This is a genomic window from Paenalcaligenes sp. Me52 (assembly GCF_050487965.1).
GTDB lineage: Bacteria > Pseudomonadota > Gammaproteobacteria > Burkholderiales > Burkholderiaceae_B > Paenalcaligenes.
Genome location: NZ_JBKQFO010000001.1, coordinates 1545006 through 1568575, shown reverse-complemented (window position 1 = coordinate 1568575; position 23570 = coordinate 1545006). Strand labels below are relative to the sequence as shown.

The following is a 23570-nucleotide window of genomic DNA, read 5'->3' as shown; positions in this document are numbered from 1 at the left end:
AAGAAAAATATGCTAGAGTAATCAACACTTCGGACTAATTTGTCTTAAATAGAATCGCATATGATCGATAACTTGGGCAGTATGGGTGTATTTGTACGTGTAGCAGAACGACTAGGGTTTTCTGCGGTTGCGCGTGAACTGGGGTTATCGCCCTCGGCCGTAGGCAAAGCGATTGCCCGACTAGAAGAACGATTAGGCGTACGTTTATTTCACCGCAGCACGCGTACCTTAGCCTTAACCGCCGATGGCGAGCGTTTTCTTGAACGCTGCTTGCGAATTTTGGCTGAAGTAGAAGCTGCTGAGTTAGAAATGTCCAACGCCAGCGAAACCCCGCATGGCAAATTACGTGTCAGCCTGCCCAAATACAGTGGTTTGTTCCAACCCGCGATTGCCAGTTTTATGAAGCACTATCCCGCAGTGGAACTGGACTTAGATTTTTCTGACCACATCGTTGATGTGATTGGTGATGGTTTTGATGCAGCGGTACGCACAGGAAAACTCACAGACTCTAGTTTAAAACGCCGCAAAATCGGAGCACTACAACGCGTATTAGTGGGCTCGCCTGCCTACTTTGAACAGCATGGCCGCCCACAGCAACCTGCGGACTTACTTGCTCATACCTGCTTGCATTACCGCTTTCCTACCAACGGCAGACTAGAGCCGTGGCCCCTACCTATGAATGACGAGGAAGAAACCATAGAGCTGCCACGCTCATTTGTGTGCAACAGCATAGAGATGCGCCTACACCTAACCCTGAATGGCCAAGGCATTGCCTGCCTGCCAGACTTTAGCGTTGCCGATTACGTGCAGCAAGGGCAGCTACAAACCATCTTAGAAGACTGCACCCAAAACTCTATTCCTATCTGGATAGTATGGCCATCTAGCCGAGACTTATCCCCTAAGTTACGCGCTTTTATTGATTGTTTAGGGCAAACCAGCTTAGGTATAAAAAAGGGGCAGTTTGATGCCCCTTAGCAGCGCATTAACTGTGCTGTATCACTAACTCAACCACTAATGCCCCCGCAATCGCCATCATGCAGAAACCCGACACTTGGCTAACACGTTGAGCCATTTCAGGTCGCGTTTGCAATACGGCTTGTGAGCTATAACCCACCAGTAAATACACGGCACCACAACTCACCAAATGAATCCCACCTAAGGTCAGCATTTGTACTGATAAGGGCCACGAGCTGGCTGGGTCAGCAAACTGCGGGAACAACGCTAAAAACAGCAAAAACACCTTGGGATTCAGACCGCTTACTCCTATGCCTTTCACTATCCACTGCATGCTGCGATCTGGCGCATTACTGAACTCTGCAAGTGGTGAAACTGGGTGGCGAATCATCCCTATGCCTAACCAAAGCAAATACCCAGCGCCAACCAGCGTAACCGCATCTAGCGCATAAGGAATATCGGCCACAATCGCCCCCACTCCTGCCGCCACCAAACCCGTTACTGCCAAGTGGCCTAACAACATCCCACTCACCGCAGGAGCGACCACCGTCTTACCTCGTATACCCGCCGAAATGGCATAGGCCCAATCCATACCAGGCACAATCACCAACAAAAACGACACCAGCCAAAACGACGCCAAAATGCTGAACGACACACTAACCTCTATTGATTAAACATACTCAAAAATCAATAGGAAGAATATCCCCAATCTATTAGAATGTGCTTTCAAATAAAGACTATATAAGGTCCATTTTTGGAAGAAAATTACGAATGGATGACTTTGATAAGAAGATTCTTGCTGAACTTCAATCGGATGGCCGTTTAACCATCACCGAACTGGCCGAACGGGTAGGTTTAAGCCTGTCTCCCTGCCACCGTCGCTTGAAGGCATTAGAGCAATCTGGAGCCATACGAGACTACCGTGCGCAGTTGAATCCGCTCGCCTTAGGGTTAGGATTTTCAGCTGTAGTATTTGTGACCATGCGCGATGGCAACCAAGAAAACATCAACCGTTTTGAAGCAGCCGTGATCGACATTCCGCAGATCATCGAAGCCAAGCGCTTGTTTGGTGACCCCGACTATATGCTGCAGATTGTCGTTAAAGATCTAGAGGCCTACCAAGTGCTGTATGACCGCCAGCTTTCTGCCATGCCGGGGGTGCAGCGGTTAACGTCTACGTTGGTGATGAAGAATCTGGTGCAGAATCGGGAATTGCCTTTGTAAGTACCATAAGAAATGGCCCACATTTGTGGGCCATTTTCCTACTTACTGCCATACCCCTTATACAGCGGCATTTACCAACGCATGCACTAACTCATCTTTACGCACGTGCGGTGAGGGATAAGCATGCCTACTGTGGGTCAGTTTTAAGCTTAGCAACGTTTCCGCCAACTTATAACTGAATGGTCCTGGATTAATCAACGGCACTGGCAAATGCTCGGCCAAGTACTTTGCTGCTAGGTGCATGGTAGTAGAACCCAGACAAATCACCTCTGCACCATCTTCTTCCACGCAACGCATTGCTGTTTCCAGCATACGTGGAAATACCGTATCTTCTTTGCCCTCGGTAAGATTGACAAAGTCAGGCTCAATATCAAAGGAACGTACAGAAGCGCATTGGCGTTCTAAGCCATACTCTCTGATTACTTTCTTATAACGTGGCAAGGCGGGTTTCCATTGAGCCAACACGGAAAAACTATTACCTAAGGTCAAGGCATACAACATAGACGCTTTACCTGGGCCTATGACAGGAATACTCAATACAGAGCGTAGTGCGGCCATACCTGAATCACTCATGGTATCGATCACTACCGCATCAAAACCTTCTTTTTCTGCATCCACAGCCGCTTCATAAATACCTATATCTGCCAATAGCCAATCGTGGTGCGACATAAATGAAGTAGAGCCTACACGCACAGGCCTATAGACCAGCTCTGTACTGGGGTCTAGCTCTACGTGCTGACCTTGTGCTGCGCGACGCGCGACACCTTCCTCATCCAAAGGGAAGGGATTAATTACCAATATTCTGGACATAATCTGCTCCTGCGTTATAGCGCTAGGCCCATGGCTTTATAGGTATCTAAGCGCGGTGCCAATGGTTCAGGGTATGTTGCACGGCTGTGTGACAACCCCAACTGCAGCGCATTCTGCGCTAAGCGGTATGACAAGGGCCCCGGGTTGATCACCGGCACTGGCAGTTGCTGAGCCAAGTAGGCGTGGGCCTCATGCATAGTCGTCGAGCCCAGCACAATCACGTCTGCACCATCTTCTTCTATACAGCGTAAGGCCACATCACGTAGTACTGGAAACACTTCCGCTTCCCTACCACCCAACAACACCTGATTGTTAGGTACTAGATTCGCGGCTCGCATCGATGCACATTTATGCGCCAAGCCTAACTCAGCCAGTATTTTTCGATACAGTGGATTCCATCTGTCCCACATAGAGAGGATAGAAAAGCTATCGCCTAGCATCAGGGCAGTTAGTATGGCGTGGCGCCCTGCACCAATCACAGGAATCGTGAGTACCGACCGCAATACAGCCATACCTGCATCACTCACCGTATCAATACACAGCGCATCATAGCCGGCCTCTTCCGCAGCCAACCCCGCTTCCATCATGCCTATATCCGCCAACAACGCATCTTGTTGGCTCACATAGTTGGCAGGCGCAATACGTACTGCGTTGAATTCAAACTGTATGCCCGGCCCCAAACTCACCGCTTGCAGTTGTTGCTCACGCTTACGCAGGTTGGTGTCATCCATCGGAAATGGCACTAATACCAGAACTTTATACATGGTTGTCTCCACTGTTATGGTGCTGTTATCCGTTATTGCGCGTTAGCCTCGAAACGCTTACCGTGCTCCAACATTTCAGGCGTGCCAATCAATGCATTCAAACCATTCAAGTCCAACATGCGATCTTTAAAAGGCATGTTGCTTAAATTTAGGTGCAGTGAGTCATAGTATTGATCGGCTGTTTTGGCGAGAGCCCTAGCAATACCACCCGGGAAAATCACAATCTGGAAGCCCAGTTCACCCAACTCAGGCGCCGTATACATAGGCGTTGAACCACCCTCTACCATGTTGGCTAACAAGGGCAATCTCGTACCAAAACGCTGGCAAATAGCGTGCAGTTGTTCTTGATTCGCTGGTGCCTCCACAAACAACACATCGGCACCCGCTTCCACATAACGCTCAGCCCGTTCTAATGCTGCCCCAAACCCCTCTACCGCGATTGCATCTGTGCGAGCAATGATCAGTGTCTGATCACTGTGTCTCGCATCGACTGCGGCTTTAATTTTCCCCACCATTTCCGCACTGCTCACCACGGCTTTACCCGCCAAATGACCGCAACGCTTGGGTAAACTTTGGTCTTCTAGCTGTAGTGCATTCGCACCCGCTCTTTCATACATGCGTACTGTGCGCTGCACATTCAACGCGTTACCGTGACCATTATCAGCATCTACAATTAAGGGGCTACTCACACGGTCGCGTATCAACTCTATGGTCGACACCACTTCGGTCATGGTGACTAAGCCTATGTCAGGCCTCCCCAACTTACTGTAGGCAATACCTGCACCAGACAGGTACAAGGCTTTAAAACCGTAGCGCTCAGCGATCAAAGCCGTCAACGCATCGTACACACCCGGCGCAATGATTTGCTCGCCACGTTGCAAAATCTGTTTTAGTGTCATGATTCTTCCTTTTTTTTGGTCTTACAAACCAAGATAAGTACGTCTAAGCTCAGGGTCCATTGCTACGGACTCGGCATCACCAGACAAGGCCACGCGCCCATTCTCGATAATGTAAGCACGGTGCGCTAACTCTAATGACTGCACCACATTCTGCTCTACCAACATGATGGTCAGTCCGTCTTGATTCAGGCGCTGTATGAGGGCAAACATTTCTTCCACCAATAAAGGGGACAGCCCCAATGACGGCTCATCCAGTATGAGAAAGTCCGGCTCGGCCATCATGCCCCTACCTATGGCCAACATCTGCTGCTCACCACCGGATAACGTGCCTGCTTTCTGGTTAATACGTTCGCGCAACCGAGGAAATAAATCATAGATGCGCTCAAGATTGCGTTGCTTATTGGCTTGCCCACGCAGGTAAGCACCCAGCTCTAAGTTTTCATGTACCGCCAGATTAGGAAATATCTTTCTACCCTCAGGCACATGAATCAAACCCGCTTTAACAATGTGCTCACTGCTTTTGGGTAATGCTGCACCTTTGAAATCAATGCTTCCTGCATTCACCTTCAACATGCCAGACAGCACCATATTTAATGTGGTTTTGCCTACGCCGTTTGCCCCCAAAACGGCCACTATTTCACCGGTTTTTACCTGCAGATCGATTCCGCGCAGCACTTCCACGGTGCCATATCCCGCTTTTAGCGCTTTAATTTCAAGCATGCTGTTGCTCCTGCTTCGCCAATCGGTTTGCAGCACCGTGGCCCAAATACGCCTCTATCACCAAAGGATCACTCACCACCGCACGTGGCTCACCTTGTGACACGATTTTCCCTTGCGCTAGTACGTAGAGGTAGTCACACAAACTCATCACTGCCTGCATGACATGCTCAATCATCAAAACGGAGATGCCTTCTGCCCTAATGCCTTCAATGACCGGAATGATGTCGCGAATTTCTGAAGGGTTTAAACCGGCCAACACCTCATCTAGCAGCAATAACTTAGGTTCCGTAGCCAGTGCCTTGGCAAGTTCTAAGCGTTTACGACCCGCCACGGTTAACCCTGCCGCAGGACGATGCAGTGCATGTTCCAGCCCTACTCTATGCGCCACATCACGAGCGACGGCTTCGGCTTCGTCTCTATCTTTATGACGAAGAAAAGCGCCCACCACAATATTTTCTAAGGTGCTTAAACCAGCAAAAGGCTGCACGATCTGAAAAGTACGCCCCATCCCCATCTCGGCACGACGATGCGGCGGCATAGCGGTAATATCCACCCCGTCGTACATGACTCGGCCGGTTGAGCACTTTAAAAATCCGGAAGCAACCGAAAACAGCGTGGTTTTACCCGCTCCGTTAGGGCCAATTAAGCCAGTGATAGAGCCTTTCTTAACCTCTAGCGATGCATCATTAATAGCGACTAAACCGCCAAATCGCATCGTGATTGATTGTGCTTGCAAAATCATGTGCGTTGCTCCTGTTCAGTTTTAGCAGAACGAATACGCCACTTACGCCCCAAGCCCAACAAGCCTTGCGGCAAGAAACACACCGCCACAATCAATACACCACCGTAAATCGCCATATCCACACCGGGAATTTCGCCAGTAAAGCTTTTGACCGCTTCGCCCAACAGATGCAATCCCAGCACACCTACCAAGGGGCCAAACACCGTACCCAGGCCACCGACCATACTGGCCAGCAATACTTCCACAGATACCTTAGGCCCAAACGCCAAGCTCGCATCTATATAGAGAAAATATTGCACATACAAACACCCTGCTGCTGCTGCCAATCCACCAGACAGCGTAATGGCCTTCAATTTGACCTTCAGCACGTTGATGCCCAATGCTTTTGCAGCATCTTCGTTCTCGCGCACAGCGGCCAATTGCGCACCAAAGCGGGAGAATGAAATTTTGCGCACCACGATCAAACCCACACTTAACACCGCAACCGTTAACCAGTAAAAGTACGTACGCTTGGAAAACTGTAAATGTTCAAAACCATAGTTAATCGGCAGCAACAGACCTGAGGCACCACCCATTAACGGTGAAGCGTTGGTGAGCACTCTGAACACTTCGGCAAATGCCAATGTCACCAGCGCAAAATAAGAACCTCGTAACCCAGCACGGAACGATAAGAACCCCACCAGCCAGCCTACTAAAGCACCCGCTGCAATCCCCACCAACAGACCACTCCACGCCCCCAAGCCCAAATTCAATTGCCACAAACTAATGACATAAGCGCCTGTGCCAAAAAATGCCGCATGACCAAACGAAATTTGCCCTGCCATCCCACCCAGCACGTTCCAGCCCTGAGCGGCAATAGCAATAATCAGGGTGTAAATCATGAAGCTGATCACTACGTTTGAGGAGGAAAACCACGGTAGTGCGATCAACAACACAATCACGGCGGCGATAGAGGAATACGCACTCAATTTCATGCTTTAGCTCCAAAAAAACCGGTGGGCTTAAACAGTAGCACTAGGATAAATGTGATGAAAATCCCAATCTGGCCTAGGCTTTCACCTAGAAACAGGCCACATAAACTTTCTACAATGCCAATAAAAATACCGCCTACCAGAGCCCCCACAATGGAGCCCATACCACCCAGTACCACCACCGTGAATGCGACTAATACAAAGGCACTACCAATGCTGGGGTACACATAAAACGTGGGGAGCAATAACGATGCAGACACCGCCAAGCATGCGCACCCAATACCAAAGGTGACAGCATAAATATGCTTCACGTTGATCCCAACCAAACTCGCGCCTAACTTCTCTTTAGAAACAGCACGTATGGCTTTGCCTGTATTGGTTTTTGCCAGGAACACCCATAACAAGGCAGCCGTCAGTACCGAGGCAAACAACCCAAACACTCGAGCTTGCGAGAAAATAAAGGGGCCAAACTCAAATACATCAAAGGAGTAATCCGAGCTCAACGAACGCACATCTGATCTAAAAATCGCCAGCAACACGTTTTCAATCACAATGGATAAACCCAAGGTGATAATCAGAATGTTTTCATCCCTACCGTGACTGCCTGGGCCAATTAGAAAACGCTGAATCACATAACCCACGATGAACAACGCGGGCACAATGATAGGAAGCTGTATATACGGGTCTAAATTGAAATGCTGGTTCAACGATAGAACCAAGAACATGGATGCCGCTAATATGGCACCATGCGAAAAATTGATGATGTGCAATACGCCATACACCAACGTTAAGCCCAAGGCGATCAAAGCATAAATAGAGCCAGTCAGCACACCATTTAAAACTGCCTCGATTACGATACTCATTGAGTACATAATTTTTGTCTCTCATTGATGGGGATCCGTAGATACCCAGACCACTCTCACTTACAACGGATAATTAGGTTTGGCATCCGCAAATTCCGACGGATAAATAACCTTGATATCACCTTGCTGAACCTGTGTCACAACGGGTGCGCCACCCATATTCTGGCCATCCACAAAGCGTGTTGGGCCATATGGCATGATGTGACCATCAAACTGAGACGTCTGCAGTGCTTCAATCACCGCAATGCGATCCGCCTTGCCTGCACGCTCCAATGCGTCAGCCAGCAGCAAAACGTTGGAGTAATTTAGTGCAATGTTGTATGTCCACGTAGTGCCACTGTCTTCCACGTGTTTACGTAGCGCTTGAGCTTGCTCGTTACGTGGATCGCTCCAGTGGTTGCAGTCCATAATGTTCTCGGCTGCTTGTGGGAACTCTTTCACAAACCTGAAATTGGACGCAGCGCCATTCAACACCGCATAAATCCCTTTGGCGCGTACTCGCTGTTGCTGCAACGTACGCATCAACAACACGGTTTCACCGTAGTATGACGATGGGATAATCAGATCAGGACGTAATGATCGAATGCGCAATGCCACGTTGGACATGTCTCTGGCGGGTGTTGGGTGCGCGATCACATCCAAGATTTCAAAGCCGTGTTTAGGCAGTTCTGTTTGCATTAACTTAGCCAAGCCTGAACCAAACAAACCGTCTTCGTGCACCAGTACCACCGTTTTGGCGGGGCTACCAGCATACTCGTTCATATTGACCAAACTATCTATTGCTGACTGCGAACAAATGCCAAAGCCTGGTGCAAACCTAAAGGTGTTTTTTAAGCCGCGTTGTACGATTTGGTCTGACACCCCCACATCCACCAAATAAGGGATGTCGTAGCGTGAGGCTGCTTGTGTCGCTGCCAAGCAAATGGGGCTAGCGAAGCCGCCCACAATTGCCACTACGCCTTGATTGTGCAGTTGCTCTACTTCTTGCACTGCAACCTCCGGGTTAGAACGCGCATCAGCAAATACCATTTCCAATGGCGCACCACCTAATGCCTTAATACCACCCTGTGCATTAATGTGTGCAATAGCGAGCTCTGCGCCTAAGCGGCCCAAACCACCATCTTGCGCAAATGTGCCCGTGACGGGCTGTAGAATACCTACCTTAATGGGCTGTACAGACTGCGCTCTGGAAAAACCTGGAACGCCTAACATCACAGCGCTGGCCATACCGTACTTCAACACTTGTCTGCGTTTTTGATCAAATGCATTCATTGTCTTATCTCCTGATTGGGTGCTTTGTAGCGCACACACCCAGCTTTTTAATTGTCGTCACGTTGTTGTAGCTGACTGCAGGCGCTTAAACCTGCCAACCGCCCCAACACCACGGCTGTCAACAAACCATTACCCGATAAGTAACCATCGGCCCCCGGCCCACAAAATCCACGTGCAGCGCCGCCTCCAGCATAAAGATTAGGCAAGACCTCACCATTTGGCTTCAATACACGGGCATGACTATCCACCGTCAGCCCACCCTGGGTATGAAACAGAGCACCACTTACTTTGGCCGCTCTATAGGGTGCTTGCAGAGCCTGCTCTGACGTAAAGCTTCTACCCAGCGGATCCTGTTGCTGACCTTGGGTATAGCTATGCACCTGCTCCAATTGCTCACGTAGTACCGCTAACGGCAGACCGGTAACCACCGCAAGTTCTTCTATGCTGTCTGCGTGACGTATGCCACCCAAAGCCTGCACTTCTTTGTAATCATGAAAAGCTAAGGCAGGCTGTTCGCAGCGGGCATCATAAATACTCCATGCGTATTGCCCGGGCTGTTTCAGGACTTCTTCGGCGTGCTCAGAGTAACCACGCATTTCGTTAGCGAAACGTTTGCCCAACTGGTTAACCTGAATGCCCCCTAGTGACACCACCGCCCACGTTAATGGCGAACCATGCGGCACCGACACCGAACCATGTCCTTGATATGAGCCTAAATCCTCCGCCTGTGCGCCCAACGCCAACCCCCAGTCCAACGCATCACCTGTGTTGGATGTATGGCCGCAGTACTCGGCCTCTGCCATCTCGGGAATAAATTGCGCTATTTTTTCTGGATTACCGCCAAAACCGTTGCACGCCAAAATCAGGGCTTCGCAACCTACTGTCTCTACCAAACCATCCGGACGTTTAAATGAAACCGCAACGACTTCACCTGACTCGGTGGCGTATAAATCCTCCACTGAAGCGCTGGTCATGATGTCTATCTGTGCCTGTGAGGCCGCAGCCAACAACATACTTTCTAAATCCGCCCCCGATTGCGAGCGCGGCCCGTGCATGCGGTACTGTGAATGCCCGGGGTAACGAAACCCCTCTACCAAGTGCAAATCTAGCTTGTGTTCACGCATTAACCAATCAATGGTCTTCCCCGAAGCAGTTGCTACGGCGTTAACAACTACCGCATCATTTCTGTAATGCGCTTTAGCCATTAAGTCTTCCGCAAACTGCTCTGCCGTATCCACTATGCCCTTTTCTTTTTGCAGTTGCGTACCTGCTGCTGGAATCAATCCCGCCGATAACGACGTGCTACCACTAGGGTGCTCATCGCGCTCCAGTACCAGCACCTCTACACCTTGTTCTGCCACGGACAATGCCGCTGTCAGCCCACAGGCTCCAGCACCTACAATGACTACGGGCACACTGAACTCAAACTCTGCCTCTATTGCTGGCTTTATCGCCATATTCTGTCTCCCCAAACCCATTCACCACCTTGACCAGCCAAGTAGCTGGGCACGCCTGTACTACAGCTTTGCCCAAGGGTAGCGTTGGTAATAGTTGTCTTCAAAATTGCTAATACTGTCTTGGTGGCTTAAGGTAAGCTCCAACTCATCCATACCCTGAAGCAAACAGGTGCGCCAAAATGCATCCACATGAAAGGGGTAAGCGGTACCGTCGGGTAACCTCACCTGTTGATTTTCCAGATCCACTACCACGCTGTGGTATTGCTGGGTACGCAATGCCTCGCCGATTTGGGAAACCAGATGCTCGGGTAAACACACTGGCAAAATCCCGTTTTTCAGGCAGTTATTATGGAAAATGTCCCCAAAACTGGGGGCAATCACAGCACGTATGCCGTAGTCGGCTAAAGCATAAACGGCGGCTTCTCGCGAGGAGCCACAACCAAAATTTTCGCCAGTGACTAAAATTGTGGCATCACGATACGCGGGCTGGTTTAGCACAAACTCTGCAATTTCTTCACCCTGCTCGGTGAAACGCAGGTCATGAAATAGCACGGCTCCATACCCCAGTGCGCGATCTCGTTTCAGGAAACGCCCCGGCACAATTTGATCTGTGTCCACATTGCGTTGCTCAAAGGGCACCGCTACGCCTTCCACACATACAAAAGCTTTCATGTCTGCACCTCGGTTGAAAGGCGACGCACATCGGTCAACTTACCGTATAGCGCTGCTGCAGCCGCCATCGCGGGGCTTAACAAATGCGTGCGAGCTCCTTTACCTTGGCGACCCACAAAATTACGATTAGACGTTGAAGCACAGCGCTTACCTGCCGGTACCACATCACCATTCATGGCTGCACAACTAGAGCACCCTGGCTCCAACCACTGTGCTCCTGCCTCTTGAAATACACGCCCTAAACCCTCTGCTTCTGCTGCTTTTTTCACTACCCCTGAACCGGGCACCACAATAGTAGGAACGCGCACCTTTTTGCCACGTAATACGTTTGCCGCTTCGCGTAAGTCTTCCAAGCGGCTATTGGTACAGGAGCCTATAAACACCATGTCTATCGCTATCGCATCCAACGCCATGCCGGGTTGCAAATCCATGTACTGCAATGCAGCCTCTACTGCTTGTTGACGCGACACATCGCCAAAGGACAAAGGGTCCGGCACCTGCGCTGAAATTGAGCTGACATCTTCAGGGCTGGTCCCCCAACTCACCATCGGCGTAATAGCATTGCCATCTATGAGTACTTCTTTATCAAAAACCGCTTCTGCATCACTGGCTAGACTGCGCCAATCGTCTACGGCTTGCTCCCACAAGACACCTGCAGGTGCGTACGCGCGGCCTTTTATATAAGCAAAGGTCGTGTCATCCGGCGCCACCATACCGCAGCGCGCACCCGCCTCTATAGACATATTGCAGACAGTCAGGCGCTCCTCAATACTCATATCGCGTATGACAGACCCTGCATATTCAATGGCGTAACCAGTGGCACCGGATGCCCCTATACGGGCAATGATGGCTAACACCACATCTTTGGCTGACACCCCTTGAGCACGTATCCCGTCTACCGTAATACGCATGACTTTAGGGCGCGATTGCCATAGAGTCTGCGTTGCCATCACATGCGCGTTTTCAGACTGGCCTATACCAAAAGCAATGGCTCCCAACGCCCCGTTGGTAGAAGTATGACTATCACTACACACTACCAAGAGCCCAGGCAACGTAATCCCTTGCTCGGGTGCCACCACATGCACAATGCCTTGCCGCGGATCTTGCAACGAGAAATGGTTCACACCACTCCACTGCATGTTGCGATCAAACTGCTGAATCATGTGCGTGAGCTCTATGGTTGCCGCACCTTCTGCCGTGCGCGAACGTGTAGGCACATAATGGTCTGGCATCCCAAATACTTGTTTGGGCTTACGAACAGTTAAACCACGACGCTGTAGATCAGCAAAAGCATGGAAAGAACCCTCATGAATAAGATCTCTGTCCACGTACAGCAAATCCGGCCCATCCGGTTGGGACAAGATCACGTGCCTGTCCCAAATCTTGTCAAACATGGTGCGCGCCACAACGGCCTTCTTGCTGCTGGACATTAACGCTCTCCAGCCTTCGCAACTGAAGCGCAATACGCATCTAAAATGTCTGTTCCCGTCGCCGCCCACACGCCGCTGTGTCCCAACATATATTCCAACGCCTCTCGTACTTTAGCTATACGAAATGGCACGCCAGACACCCACGCATGCAGCGGTACACTCATCACGCGTCCACCATACTGCTGTGACTCGCGATACAACACATCAAAACGATCTTTGATTTGTGTGAGCCACTCATCTTCGTTTTGATGAAACTCTTGGAAAATAACTCGGTCGTCTGTTTCAAATGCCAAAGGCATAGCGTAGTGCTCGCCACTGGTTACCTTCATGGCATAAGGCAAGTCATCGTTTGCCCAGTCGCAGGAATAACGCACGCCTTGCGCTGCTAGCAAGTCCATCGTATTAGCGGACTGGCTCCGTGCCGGTGACAGCCAACCCGTAATAGCTTGACCACTCATACGGCTCAACAACTCTACGCTAGAGCTTATAAGTTGTGCTTCGTCTTGCTCACTCAGTTCAGCATGATGCACATGCCCCATGTCTTTACCATGTGCGATGAGCTCTACATCCTGTTTAAGCAGGCTTTGTACTAATGCAGGGTATCGCTCTGCCACTGCCGCATTCAGCGCCACAGATGCCGGTATACCCAATTCCTTTAGCACTCGCATAATGCGGAATATGCCAACTCTGTTGCCATAGTCACGACTAGAGTAATGACGAAAATCGGGATAAGGCATCGTCAAACCACCCGGCGCACGGAATGGTTTAGCGGGTGCATTCAACGGAAACCATTGCAATATAGGCGTAACCCATAGCGCTACGCGTGCCTGATTAGGCCATTGCACGGGAGCTCTCTCAAACAGATCAGACCATTCATAACGATCGTGATCCATGCCGTAATGTCTGTGGGGATAGCTCAAATACGTCGCATCAATTGTCATTTTGTCACCTCTGCAGCCTGTTTGATGCCCGCAATCTGGGCTGATACGTCGTCGTAATAATGCGCTAAGTAGTGATGTGCAATCTCGCGCCCTGTGGTTTGCCACACACCTTCATGCCCTGCGATGTAGGCCAGTGCTTCCGCAAAAGCATCGATACGATGTGGCTGCCCCACAAGATAGGGGTGTAAGGGAATACACATTACCGTTCCTGACTCTGCCCCCTCGGCATACAACTGATCGAACTGGCGCTTAATCATTTCCCCATAGTGACGCGGTGTGAACTGATTGCCGTTATAGACAATCACATCGTTCATTTCTAACGAATACGGCATGCTAATCATGCGTCCATTCGCGACATTCACGGGTGTGGGCTGATCATCATGAAATAAATCGCAGGTATATAGCACCCCTTCCTCGGCCAGTACATCTAGGCTCCAAGGATTATTTGACAATGCAGGTGACAACCACCCATCCAACGACTGCCCTGTCCACTTATGAATGGTCTGACGTGAATCGCGGATAATCGCACGCTCTTGCTCTTTATCCATGCCATACACGTAGCGCGTGTTGTAGATACCGTGCGAGAAAAACTCCCATCCACGATCTGCGCATGCTTTAATGATTTCTGGATGGTGATCACACAGGGCCACGTTTAACGACACCGAACCTTTAAAGTTGGTTTCGTCCATCGCTCTCATCATGCGCTGCCATCCGGCACGATTACCGTAATCTCTATGTGAGTAACCTTGCACATCAGGATGTGGGCGCGGCCAAGCCGCTCTGGAGGCATTCGCCGCAGGGTTTAACTCATAGAACTCGATATTGGGCGCAATCCATACGGCAATACGCGACTCGCCCGGCCACACCAGTTTAGGGCGTTGGTCATAAGGCAAATAATCGTAGAGCTGAAGGTCACTGACTTGTGTATGGCTCATGCCTTACCCCTTCATGCTCTGTACATGAGCCAGTACCTCTGCGGTAGGCACTACGTCACCGTACTTAATCGCGATGTCATACAGACTGGCAAAGTGAGGGCTTTCATGTTTATCAGCCACGCACTCCTCGGCCACAATCATGCGATACCCGTTGGAAATACCATCTACCACTGTTGCACGTACACAGCCTGATGTAGACCCGCCCGTCAAAATGACGCTATCACAACCGTGCCACGTCATTAATGAACGCAAATTAGTCTCAAAAAACGCTGACGCCATACGTTTATTGATGATGATGTCTTTCACATGATCAATCTTCAATCTGTCGTCAAACTCAGCACGTCTTGACCCTACTTTGATGTTCTGTAATGAGTCAGGCGTATCACTACGGGTACCCCATACACCACAATCTTCGCCCGATTCCATGTACGCCACATACGTCCATACCACTGGCAAACCTGCTGCACGGAATGCACCTGCCAAAGCATTTACATGCTCCATCTGCTTTGGATCTGTTTCGTAAGCCGTCGCAAACTCACCCACGTTGGTGTACGACTTCTGCAAATCGATGTTCACCAAAATAGGTTTTTTGCCAAAACCAAAACGTGGACGAACAGGTTTAGCTTTAATTTGTTCGTATAGTTCGCGCGCTGTTTTCCCAGATGCTTCCATGTCTAGAGCCTCGTTACATTTCCAAAGTATTAATGTTATATTAATAATACATTTAAAAAAATAACTATCAGCACTAGGGGTTTCCCTTAGGTGAAAACAGAAGTAGATTCGTTATCTTGCTGATTACCAAGACACCTTTTAGGATGCTATGACTTCCAATACATCTCTTCTTAACAAGACGCCCGAAGGCCTCTTAAACACACTGGATGACAAGTCACCGCTACCGCTTTACCACCGCTTGTATGTCTTGCTGCGTGAGCAAATTATTAGTGGCAGCTATAGAAATGGCGAAAGTTTGCCGCCTGAAAATGATTTGGTACAGAACTTTGGTGTAAGCCGAATTACCGTGCGACGTGCCTTAAATGACTTAGCAGCAGAGGGCTTAATTACCCGTGCTCGCGGGCGTGGCACACAAGTCACCTATAGCGAAAACACTGCCATCATGGGCCGCCCGGTTATTGCCAGTATTGATGGTTTAATGGCCAACCTATCCATTATTGGTCACAACACCTCAGTAGAAGTAAAGTCGTTGGACTACATTCCAGCAGCAGCTGGCATTGCTGAGCAACTCAACATTGAACTGGGTACAACCATCCAATATGTGTCTCGTGTACGCTATCTCAAGAACGAACCTTTTTCTCACTCGCAGAGTTACCTGCTTGAAGACATAGGACGCTCTTTCTGCACCGAAGACTTAATTAATCATGCTCTAGTAGACCTCATACAAAAAGCAGGCATTACCATTGAGCACGTACAACAAGCTATTACCTGCACACTTGCCGATGAGCACTCTGCTCGCCTACTAAAAACCTCTATTGGATCCCCCTTACTCAAGCTACGCCGGCTGTTTATAGATGCAGACGAACGCCCTATCAACTACTCAGAGATCCTGTACACGCCTGATCGTTTTGAATACCGAATGAACTGGTCTAGAGGCAACAATAACAACCTAGAGCTTGCACAGGATTTTCAACGCTAACGTCTTTACCAATAGAAGCCGTAAAACACCAGCACAGCAAATAACGCGTAACCACCACTCACCACCAGTAGCTCACGCCCTTGTACTGATCCACGTTTGAAGATTCACCATAAGTAAACGATGGCCAACGCAGTGATCACTCCTGATAACAACAATGGCCCATCAAATAACCAAGGGATGAAAAAGAGGCCTAGGGCGCTAGGGATGGTGGCTTGAATCATCATGGCACCCGAGATATTGGCGAGGGCTAAGCCTGTGAGGTTTCACTACCAATGGGCGTATTTTTAGAGGCTCTAGTTCCTCTTCTTCAGGTACCACATCAGTTCGCACCTCTGCAGAGCCTCGTGCTAATTTCTTGCGATTCAGTAATAAGGCTAGCACCACGACAGCATAGAGCAGAGTGGCCAAAGGTCTCGCCTGACAAACTTTGCTAGTGCAACGGCTGAGCACGCTATGAAGGAAGGCTCTTCAAGTTTGTTGACGTGGACTCCCTAACACGCTGTTAGAAATCGCTACTCCCCAATGACAATGGGCCAAGGTGTAGCAGTCGATATAGCTACTGTCACGACAAATACTCAACGCTGTAGGGCATATGTCCCAATAAATTGTCACAAGACCTTAGATAATTTTACTTAGTAGCCTCACGCCTTTCTTGTTACCGTGTAATCAAGAAAGCAGCAAAAAGGTGTACCCGTTGTCCTCCCCTAAGATCAGCAACACAGACTCGCTAGTACTGGATTATGTGAAAGCATTAGGCATTATTGCAGTGGTAATAGGCCACTACCCCGGTGACCCATTTACCTTTCTAAAGCCCTATGTCTATCACATGCCACTATTTTTCTTTCTGGGTGGTCTGCTGCTCAACACCCGTCGCAGCGTAGCGTCGCACGCACTAGGCATTGTTAAAAAACACCTGTTCTACATCGCAGCAGTCTATGTATTGATCGCGTTGGTCTTTGCCATCTTGCATCAGTTGTATCCCATTGCCTATACCAGCATGTGGCGAGGCTCACTACTAAATTCAGTGCTTTACCCTATAGAGCAAAGCTTTCATGGTGGTAGCTATTTCTTTGTAGGCTGGTTTTTATTTGCCTACGCCATTGCGTCCCTGCTGTGCTTTCTGGTTGTTCTACTACTAGATAAAACTGTTCGCCACACTAGCGTTCACTATAGTCTCGTACTGAGCGCCGCTTTGCTAATGGGGCTGCTAGGCATGGACGTCATTGGCCCGTTATATCAAGCCAATAAAATCTTCTACTACAACCTGCTATCACAGGTATTAGTAGGTTCATCGTTTTTCTTATTGGGGTACTGCGCTAAAGGTTTTATTTTCAAACTGGCTGGCTTATACAGCTTTGTAGGTTCATTCGTGTTTCTTTACCTGATGCAGCAATACGATGCACTGCAACCTCTGGTCATTGCATGGAGTAAATACAGTTTGGGCTTTGCGCGTCAAACCCTAACAGCCTTAGCGGGCATCGTCGCTATTTTTTCTATTGCTAAGATACTGGCGCATTACCAGAACATGGCTGCACTTAAAAAAATAGGTCAGCACTCTAAACCCATTATGTCGTACCACATACTGGCCTTTGTACTGCTGGATATTGTGTTTTCATGGCTAGGACTCTGGGATCTGCACCACACCAAAGCCCTTAATCACTACTACAGCCCATTTACATGGCCTATCTACATAGGCTTAGGCGTAGCCATTCCTATGCTGTTGCATAACCTGTTTACGCGTGCCAAACGTAACTTACCAGTTCTTGCTACGTAGCCAGCCTATATGACGCAACGTCTGAAGCTCACATCGCTGCGGCCTCAGCCGAAACCCACTCAATAAAAGCTTGAACCTCTGCTCGCTTCGCAGCGCCTGGTCGCGTGACGATGTAGTAAGCGAATCGCGCAGGCCACGGCTTATCTAGCACTTGCACCAATCTACCCGCTTTGATTTCCTCACGCGCATAGGCCTCTGGAATCAAGGCTATGCCTTGTCCTGATTCCGCGGCACGTATGAGTAAATAGTCATCTTCAAACACACCGCCCGATCGCGCACGTTCATCTACCTGTACACCATGCGCACGTAACCATAACGACCAGTCTGCGCGGTCTACATCGTGCAATAACGGATAATTCAAGCAATCTATTGGCTCACGCAGGGCATGTCCTTGCAGCAAGCTATCCGCTGCCACAGGCACCAAGACGGGCGCCATCAAGGGCAACACATCTAGCTCGGGGTAGTCGCCCAACCCATGCCGCAACGCGATATCTACTCGATCTTTACGCATGTCTACAAGATCAGAGCCTGTTTCCACTCGTACCTCTATATGCGGATACTGCTGCGTAAAACGGCCTAAACGCGGCACCAACCACGACGCTGCAAATGCAGCCACTGTGCTGATAGTGAGTGTTCTGGTGCTCGCGTGTGCCGCCACCATATCCATCGCTCTATCAACTTGTGCGAACGCATCATTCAGCATGGGGTAGAGTTTTTCGCCCATGTAGGTCAGGCGCATACCTAAGCGCTCACGTTGTAATAGCTCGGTATTTAAGCGTTCTTCCAGTAAACGCATTTGCTGACTCACAGCACCCGGCGTCACGTGTAGTGCCTCAGCAGCACCTTTGATACTGCCCTGTTTGGCGACTTCTACAAACGTACGTAGCGCCTGCAAAGGTGGCATTACACTCATTTTAGTTTTCCTAAACTCTAAAGTTAGTATAAATCGCTTTATTTACAAGCTAATAACGACCGAAAATTACCTAACTTAAGCCCTATTCTACCTTTAGAAAATTCAAAGATTGTTATGTTACAGCTTTATACCGACAGCTCACCTAACGGCTTTAAAATCACCATCGCTTTAGAAGAGTTAGGCATACCCTACACCCTGCACCATATTCGTATAGAAGAAGGTGAACATCGTCAGCCTGATTTTTTAGCACTGAACCCACATGGCCGTATTCCCGTGCTCAAAGACGATAGCAACGGCGTAGTGCTATTTGAGTCAGCAGCCATTTTGCTTTATCTGGCAGAGAAAACCGGAAAGCTCTTACCCAGCGACGTGCAACAACGTTAGGATGCCATTAAATGGCTGCAATTTCATGCCTCCAGTGTTGGTCCTATTATTGGTCAACGTGTGCATTTTGAATTATTTGATAGCACGCCTAACCCCGTCGCTATTGGGCGCTACCAACGCATGACAGATCAGGTTTTTAGTGTGCTTGATCAACAGCTAGCGCAACACCCTTATTTGGCAGGTGATGACTACTCTATTGCGGATATTGCCCATTTTGGTTGGTCGCATATCGCACGTATTATTAACTTCGATTTCAGCCACCATACTCACCTGAGTGCGTGGCATGATCGTATTGCTGCACGCCCTGCTGTCCAAAAAGGGATTACCTTGCCAGAACCCGCCACAGGGGCGTAACTATTTTTCTCTATCTTCGCAACTTGAGCCATTTTTTAGTAGACTGAGACGGCGCTACCATGTGGTAGGCGTCGTCAACGGCTTTCACGATAGCTCGTGGGCTCACGCGTCTCGCTACTCTCATATTGCTGAATCATCATGACTAGACAGGGATACTTTTCACCGCGCAATGCGTTGTTGCTGCTTTCTGCGGGAATTCTGTCTGCCTGCCATTTACCCGCCACGCCAGATAAAACGGTTTCAGAAGCCTGCCTGCAACACGACACCCACGATACATTGCTGGGAAAAAGTGTGCAGCCCCAAGTGGCACAACACCCCCTACTTTCTGGTGTGGTACCACTGCCTGATGCGCTAGACGCTTTTGCTGCACGCATTTTGATGATTTCGACTGCGCAGCGCAGCGTAGATGTTCAGTACTACATTTGGCGGGATGACATTACTGGCAATCTGCTGCTGCATGCTCTGCATGAGGCCGCTAAACGTGATGTGCGGGTGCGCTTGCTGATTGATGACAACGGCACCAGTGGTCTGGATGCAAAGTTGGCGTTGCTCAATGCCGAACCCAATGTGGAAGTACGACTTTTTAACCCCTTCCCATTTCGCACCTTCAAACAATTAGGTTTTTTAACCGATTTCAGTCGCCTGAATAGGCGCATGCACAACAAGTCGCTCACCGTAGATGGTCAAGCGACCATTGTAGGTGGACGCAATATTGGTGATGAGTATTTTGGCGCGACCCAAGACGTAGCCTTTGCCGATTTAGATGTCATGGTAGTAGGCCCCGTCGTTGATGAGGTCTCTAAGGATTTTGACCGCTACTGGAACCACCAAGCGGCGTATCCCATAGAACTGCTGGTTGATGCACCAGACCAAAAAACAGCTGAGGCACTACTATCAGAAGAACGCAACGCCTCGCTTATTCCACAAGCACAAGCGTATGTAGAAACTATTGCCACCTCTACCTTTGTAGAAAATCTATTGGCTGGCCAATTAGCCTTTCAATGGGTTCCCGTCACCATGGTCAGTGACGATCCAGACAAGGTATTAGGCAAAGCACAGCCCACCGCCATGTTAATGCCTAGGCTGTTGGAGATATTGGGAGAACCCACGCAATCTATAGATTTGGTATCGCCCTACTTCGTTCCTACTCAGCAAGGAGTAGATGCATTTTCCGCACTCACCAAACAAGGTGTGCGCTTACGCATTCTCACCAATGCGATGGAAGCAACCGACGTGCTAGCGGTGCACGCAGGCTATGCCAAATACCGGCTCCCCTTGCTTCAACAAGGTATAGAGCTATTTGAAATGCGCAGAGAAGGCGACAAAGATCGGGCCAAAGAGAAAGCGGGGCCATTTGGTAGTTCAGGTTCTAGCCTACATGCAAAAACCTTTGCGGTAGATGGCAAGAGAGTTTTTGTAGGGTCGTTTAACTTTGACCCTCGCTCTGCCGTGTTGAACACCGAGCTAGGCTTTGTGATTGAAAGCGAAGACATGGCCAAAGCAATTACCGACACATTTGACCATACCGTCCCCTACTACGCGTATAAACTCGCGCTAGAAAAAAACAATGATTTAGTGTGGATTAGCCAAAGCTCTCAAGGTACACAGACACAAACCACAGAGCCTGCATCATCGTTTTGGAAGCGTTTATACGTGGGCTTTCTGTCTTGGTTGCCCATAGAATCACTACTCTAAGTCCCTAAACAGCAAACCCCTACTACCTCATGCAAAACGGCCTAGACAATCACGCTGTCTAGGCCGTTTTACGCTTGTGGCAAGATGATTAACGTTGGTGTGTTTATCGTGTATGAACAACCTCACTCACACTCATTACGCCTCACTGCTTTTGGCTTTACGGTGCGAGAAGTGTCGCAACACCATAGGCCCTACGCTCACTAAAATAGCCGCAACCCACAAACCTATAGAGACAGGGCTGCTAAACAAGATACCAATATCACCGTCTGTGATGGACAAGGCGCGACGTAGGTTTTGCTCCATCATGTTGCCTAGCACTACCCCCAGCACCATAGGTGCCATGGGTACGTCCAGCTTGCGCAGGAAGTAACCGATCACACCTATACCTACCACCATGCCCAAATCAAAGACCGTGCCGTTTAAGGCATACACACCAATGTAGCTGATGGCCAATACACCAGGCACCAACAAACGTGGAGGAATGGCAAGCATCGCTGCAAACACACGCACCATTGGCACGTTCATCAGGAACAGCATAACGTTAGCCACCATCAAGGATGCAATCAGCCCCCAGACGATTTGTGGTTGTGCTTCGAACAGAATGGGACCCGGTGTGATGTTATAGAGGGTAAGCGCCCCCATCATCACGGCAGTTGTACCTGAACCCGGCACACCTAAGGTCAACATAGGAATGAAAGACCCCGTAGCAGCGCTGTTATTGGCGGACTCTGGCGCAGCCAAACCGCGCATATCGCCTTTACCAAAACACGCATTAGGGTCTTTGCCTTCAATGTATTTTTTCTCGTTGGCGTAGGCTACAGCGGATGCCACACTGGCCCCTGCACCAGGAAGAATCCCAATAAAGAAACCCATCACACCACCACGAAGAGTGCTCCACCACGTAAAGGCTAGCTCTTTAAAATTAAAGAGTTTACGTTTGCTCTTAGGCACTTCAATGGATAACCCACCTAGCAGGTTTTCTAGCATTTGCATCATTTCAGCGACCGCAAACAACCCAATCACGACCACAACAAAATCGATGCCATCAGCAAGGTTAGGAATATCAAAGCTGTAGCGGTACACACCAGAGTTAGCATCCACACCTATCGTGGAAATGAACAGCCCCAGCATGGCTGCCAAAATACCTTTGACGGGTTCATCACCCAGTAAGCTAGTCAGCGCGCAGAAGGCAAACACCATCAGTACGAAATATTCAGCTGGCCCAAACGCTACCGCCCAATTCGCCAACAACGGCGCGAGTAACACAATCCCAAAAATCGCAATTGCCGAACCAATAAAAGACGCAAACGCCGACAATGACAGCGCTACACTGGCCATCCCTTTACGTGCCAACGGGTAACCATCCAAGGTGGTCATGACCGCTGCAGCCTCACCCGGCACGTTAATCAGAATAGACGTAATACGCCCACCGTACTCTGCCCCCACGTACACCGCAGCCAGCAGAATCAATGCCGACTCTGGTGGTAACTTCATGGCAAAGGCAATAGGCACCAGCATAGCAACGCCATTAATGGGACCTAAGCCGGGCAACACACCAACAATGGTGCCAATGAACGAGCCAATCGCTGCCACCAGCAGATTCAGCCCTGAAAATGCCACCCCAAAACCTATGCCCAGATACGTCAAAGTATCACTCATAGCCATTCTCCCAAGATGCCATGCGGCAGGACCACATCTAAAGCCAAGTCAAACAACAGAAAAAGCCCTATACCCATGCCTACACCACCGATGATGGATTGCTTCCATGAGGCACCAAACAAGCGCCCCACACAGATCGCCATCAATGCTGTTGCAACGATAAAACCTAACCATTGGAATAACCAGGCATAACCGGCCAATACTCCCACCATCACTACAATACGAGCCGTAGCACCAGGGGGGTTGGGCGCCACTTCACCACCGCCTTTGAGTATGAGCCTCAACCCGCACAGCGCGATAATGAACGCCAGCAACAACGGGAAAGCTTTAGGACCTACAGGCTCATAGGAAAACGGTGGTTCCAAGTCATAGCCAAAAGCCGTGATTAGGGCGGCAAAAACCAGCGCGCTCACTCCTAGCACGCGATTATTTAGCGTCATCATGAAGTCTCCTGAATCTCCTGCATCAAACAGGCAGGAAAAAGAT

Annotated in this window: 23 protein-coding genes and 1 pseudogene; 6 read left to right on the top strand and 18 right to left on the bottom strand. The window is 49.5% G+C overall.

Features of this window, described 5'->3' with window-relative positions:
* Positions 1 to 63 precede the first annotated feature (63 nt).
* Positions 64 to 975, top strand: coding sequence for a LysR family transcriptional regulator (locus tag ACLO87_RS07390; RefSeq protein WP_430223736.1), 912 nt, complete (start codon positions 64 to 66; stop codon positions 973 to 975).
* 7 nt (positions 976 to 982) lie between these two features.
* Here the strand turns inward: ACLO87_RS07390 and ACLO87_RS07385 are convergent, their stop codons facing one another.
* Positions 983 to 1609 carry a LysE family translocator gene (locus ACLO87_RS07385; RefSeq protein WP_135863417.1) on the bottom strand — a complete coding sequence of 209 codons (627 nt, stop codon included), beginning with the start codon at positions 1607 to 1609 and terminating at the stop codon, positions 983 to 985.
* Between the two features lie 116 nt (positions 1610 to 1725).
* On the opposite strand from ACLO87_RS07385, the gene ACLO87_RS07380 reads away from it, so the two are divergent.
* Complete coding sequence (locus ACLO87_RS07380) at positions 1726 to 2178, top strand: Lrp/AsnC family transcriptional regulator (RefSeq protein ID WP_135863419.1); 453 nt, start codon at positions 1726 to 1728, stop codon at positions 2176 to 2178.
* A gap of 57 nt (positions 2179 to 2235) precedes the next feature.
* On the opposite strand, the gene ACLO87_RS07375 is transcribed toward ACLO87_RS07380, so the two are convergent.
* From ACLO87_RS07375 to ACLO87_RS07310, 14 genes are read right to left on the bottom strand one after another with little or no spacing between them, the layout of a single operon-like run.
* Positions 2236 to 2988, bottom strand: coding sequence for an aspartate/glutamate racemase family protein (locus tag ACLO87_RS07375; protein ID WP_430223234.1), 753 nt, complete (start codon positions 2986 to 2988; stop codon positions 2236 to 2238).
* Positions 2989 to 3002: 14 nt separating this feature from the next.
* Positions 3003 to 3752 (bottom strand): aspartate/glutamate racemase family protein, encoded by a 750-nt coding sequence (locus ACLO87_RS07370; protein ID WP_430223233.1) that lies wholly within the window; start codon positions 3750 to 3752, stop codon positions 3003 to 3005.
* 32 nt (positions 3753 to 3784) lie between these two features.
* Positions 3785 to 4651: an isocitrate lyase/PEP mutase family protein gene (locus ACLO87_RS07365; protein WP_430223232.1), complete on the bottom strand. Its 867-nt coding sequence runs from the start codon at positions 4649 to 4651 to the stop codon at positions 3785 to 3787.
* 21 nt (positions 4652 to 4672) lie between these two features.
* Positions 4673 to 5371 carry an ABC transporter ATP-binding protein gene (locus ACLO87_RS07360; RefSeq protein WP_430223231.1) on the bottom strand — a complete coding sequence of 233 codons (699 nt, stop codon included), beginning with the start codon at positions 5369 to 5371 and terminating at the stop codon, positions 4673 to 4675.
* Positions 5364 to 6113 carry an ABC transporter ATP-binding protein gene (locus ACLO87_RS07355; RefSeq protein ID WP_207625597.1) on the bottom strand — a complete coding sequence of 250 codons (750 nt, stop codon included), beginning with the start codon at positions 6111 to 6113 and terminating at the stop codon, positions 5364 to 5366. Before ACLO87_RS07355 ends, ACLO87_RS07360 begins: the two co-directional genes overlap by 8 nt.
* Positions 6110 to 7087, bottom strand: a complete 978-nt coding sequence (locus ACLO87_RS07350; protein ID WP_430223230.1) for a branched-chain amino acid ABC transporter permease — start codon at positions 7085 to 7087, stop codon at positions 6110 to 6112. The genes ACLO87_RS07355 and ACLO87_RS07350 overlap by 4 nt, the downstream gene beginning before the upstream one ends.
* Positions 7084 to 7956, bottom strand: coding sequence for a branched-chain amino acid ABC transporter permease (locus tag ACLO87_RS07345; RefSeq protein WP_430223229.1), 873 nt, complete (start codon positions 7954 to 7956; stop codon positions 7084 to 7086). The genes ACLO87_RS07350 and ACLO87_RS07345 overlap by 4 nt, the downstream gene beginning before the upstream one ends.
* A 51-nt stretch (positions 7957 to 8007) precedes the next feature.
* Positions 8008 to 9219, bottom strand: a complete 1212-nt coding sequence (locus ACLO87_RS07340; protein WP_430223228.1) for an ABC transporter substrate-binding protein — start codon at positions 9217 to 9219, stop codon at positions 8008 to 8010.
* A gap of 47 nt (positions 9220 to 9266) precedes the next feature.
* Positions 9267 to 10676 carry an FAD-dependent oxidoreductase gene (locus ACLO87_RS07335; RefSeq protein ID WP_430223227.1) on the bottom strand — a complete coding sequence of 470 codons (1410 nt, stop codon included), beginning with the start codon at positions 10674 to 10676 and terminating at the stop codon, positions 9267 to 9269.
* A gap of 60 nt (positions 10677 to 10736) precedes the next feature.
* On the bottom strand, positions 10737 to 11348 hold the full coding sequence (gene leuD / locus ACLO87_RS07330; protein ID WP_430223226.1) for a 3-isopropylmalate dehydratase small subunit: 612 nt from the start codon (positions 11346 to 11348) through the stop codon (positions 10737 to 10739).
* The gene (gene leuC / locus ACLO87_RS07325; RefSeq protein WP_430223225.1) at positions 11345 to 12778 is read right to left on the bottom strand and encodes a 3-isopropylmalate dehydratase large subunit; all 1434 of its coding nucleotides are present in this window, start codon (positions 12776 to 12778) and stop codon (positions 11345 to 11347) included. The genes leuD and leuC overlap by 4 nt, the downstream gene beginning before the upstream one ends.
* Positions 12778 to 13719 carry a polysaccharide deacetylase family protein gene (locus ACLO87_RS07320; RefSeq protein ID WP_430223223.1) on the bottom strand — a complete coding sequence of 314 codons (942 nt, stop codon included), beginning with the start codon at positions 13717 to 13719 and terminating at the stop codon, positions 12778 to 12780. Before ACLO87_RS07320 ends, leuC begins: the two co-directional genes overlap by 1 nt.
* A complete protein-coding gene (locus ACLO87_RS07315) occupies positions 13716 to 14654 on the bottom strand; it encodes a polysaccharide deacetylase family protein (protein ID WP_135863443.1) in 939 nt (312 codons plus the stop codon). The genes ACLO87_RS07320 and ACLO87_RS07315 overlap by 4 nt, the downstream gene beginning before the upstream one ends.
* 3 nt (positions 14655 to 14657) lie before the next feature.
* Positions 14658 to 15326: an isochorismatase family protein gene (locus ACLO87_RS07310; RefSeq protein ID WP_430223222.1), complete on the bottom strand. Its 669-nt coding sequence runs from the start codon at positions 15324 to 15326 to the stop codon at positions 14658 to 14660.
* Between the two features lie 148 nt (positions 15327 to 15474).
* Here ACLO87_RS07310 and ACLO87_RS07305 point away from each other — a divergent pair, with 148 nt between their 5' ends.
* Both ACLO87_RS07305 and ACLO87_RS07300 read left to right on the top strand, forming a co-directional pair.
* Positions 15475 to 16305: a GntR family transcriptional regulator gene (locus ACLO87_RS07305; RefSeq protein ID WP_135866167.1), complete on the top strand. Its 831-nt coding sequence runs from the start codon at positions 15475 to 15477 to the stop codon at positions 16303 to 16305.
* A gap of 694 nt (positions 16306 to 16999) precedes the next feature.
* Positions 17000 to 18079, top strand: coding sequence for an acyltransferase family protein (locus ACLO87_RS07300; protein WP_430223221.1), 1080 nt, complete (start codon positions 17000 to 17002; stop codon positions 18077 to 18079).
* 28 nt (positions 18080 to 18107) lie between these two features.
* On the opposite strand, the gene ACLO87_RS07295 is transcribed toward ACLO87_RS07300, so the two are convergent.
* Entirely contained in the window at positions 18108 to 18992 is an 885-nt protein-coding gene (locus ACLO87_RS07295) for a LysR substrate-binding domain-containing protein (RefSeq protein WP_135866163.1), read from the bottom strand.
* Positions 18993 to 19106: 114 nt separating this feature from the next.
* On the opposite strand from ACLO87_RS07295, the pseudogene ACLO87_RS07290 reads away from it, so the two are divergent.
* Together ACLO87_RS07290 and ACLO87_RS07285 are read left to right on the top strand one after the other, a co-directional pair.
* Positions 19107 to 19730 (top strand): annotated as a pseudogene (locus ACLO87_RS07290) (glutathione S-transferase family protein).
* A gap of 138 nt (positions 19731 to 19868) precedes the next feature.
* Complete coding sequence (locus tag ACLO87_RS07285; protein ID WP_430223220.1) at positions 19869 to 21425, top strand: phospholipase D family protein; 1557 nt, start codon at positions 19869 to 19871, stop codon at positions 21423 to 21425.
* Positions 21426 to 21560: 135 nt separating this feature from the next.
* Here ACLO87_RS07285 and ACLO87_RS07280 read toward each other — a convergent pair whose 3' ends face one another.
* Complete coding sequence (locus tag ACLO87_RS07280; protein WP_430223219.1) at positions 21561 to 23084, bottom strand: tripartite tricarboxylate transporter permease; 1524 nt, start codon at positions 23082 to 23084, stop codon at positions 21561 to 21563.
* Positions 23081 to 23524: a tripartite tricarboxylate transporter TctB family protein gene (locus ACLO87_RS07275; RefSeq protein WP_430223735.1), complete on the bottom strand. Its 444-nt coding sequence runs from the start codon at positions 23522 to 23524 to the stop codon at positions 23081 to 23083. Before ACLO87_RS07275 ends, ACLO87_RS07280 begins: the two co-directional genes overlap by 4 nt.
* Positions 23525 to 23570: the final 46 nt, after the last annotated feature.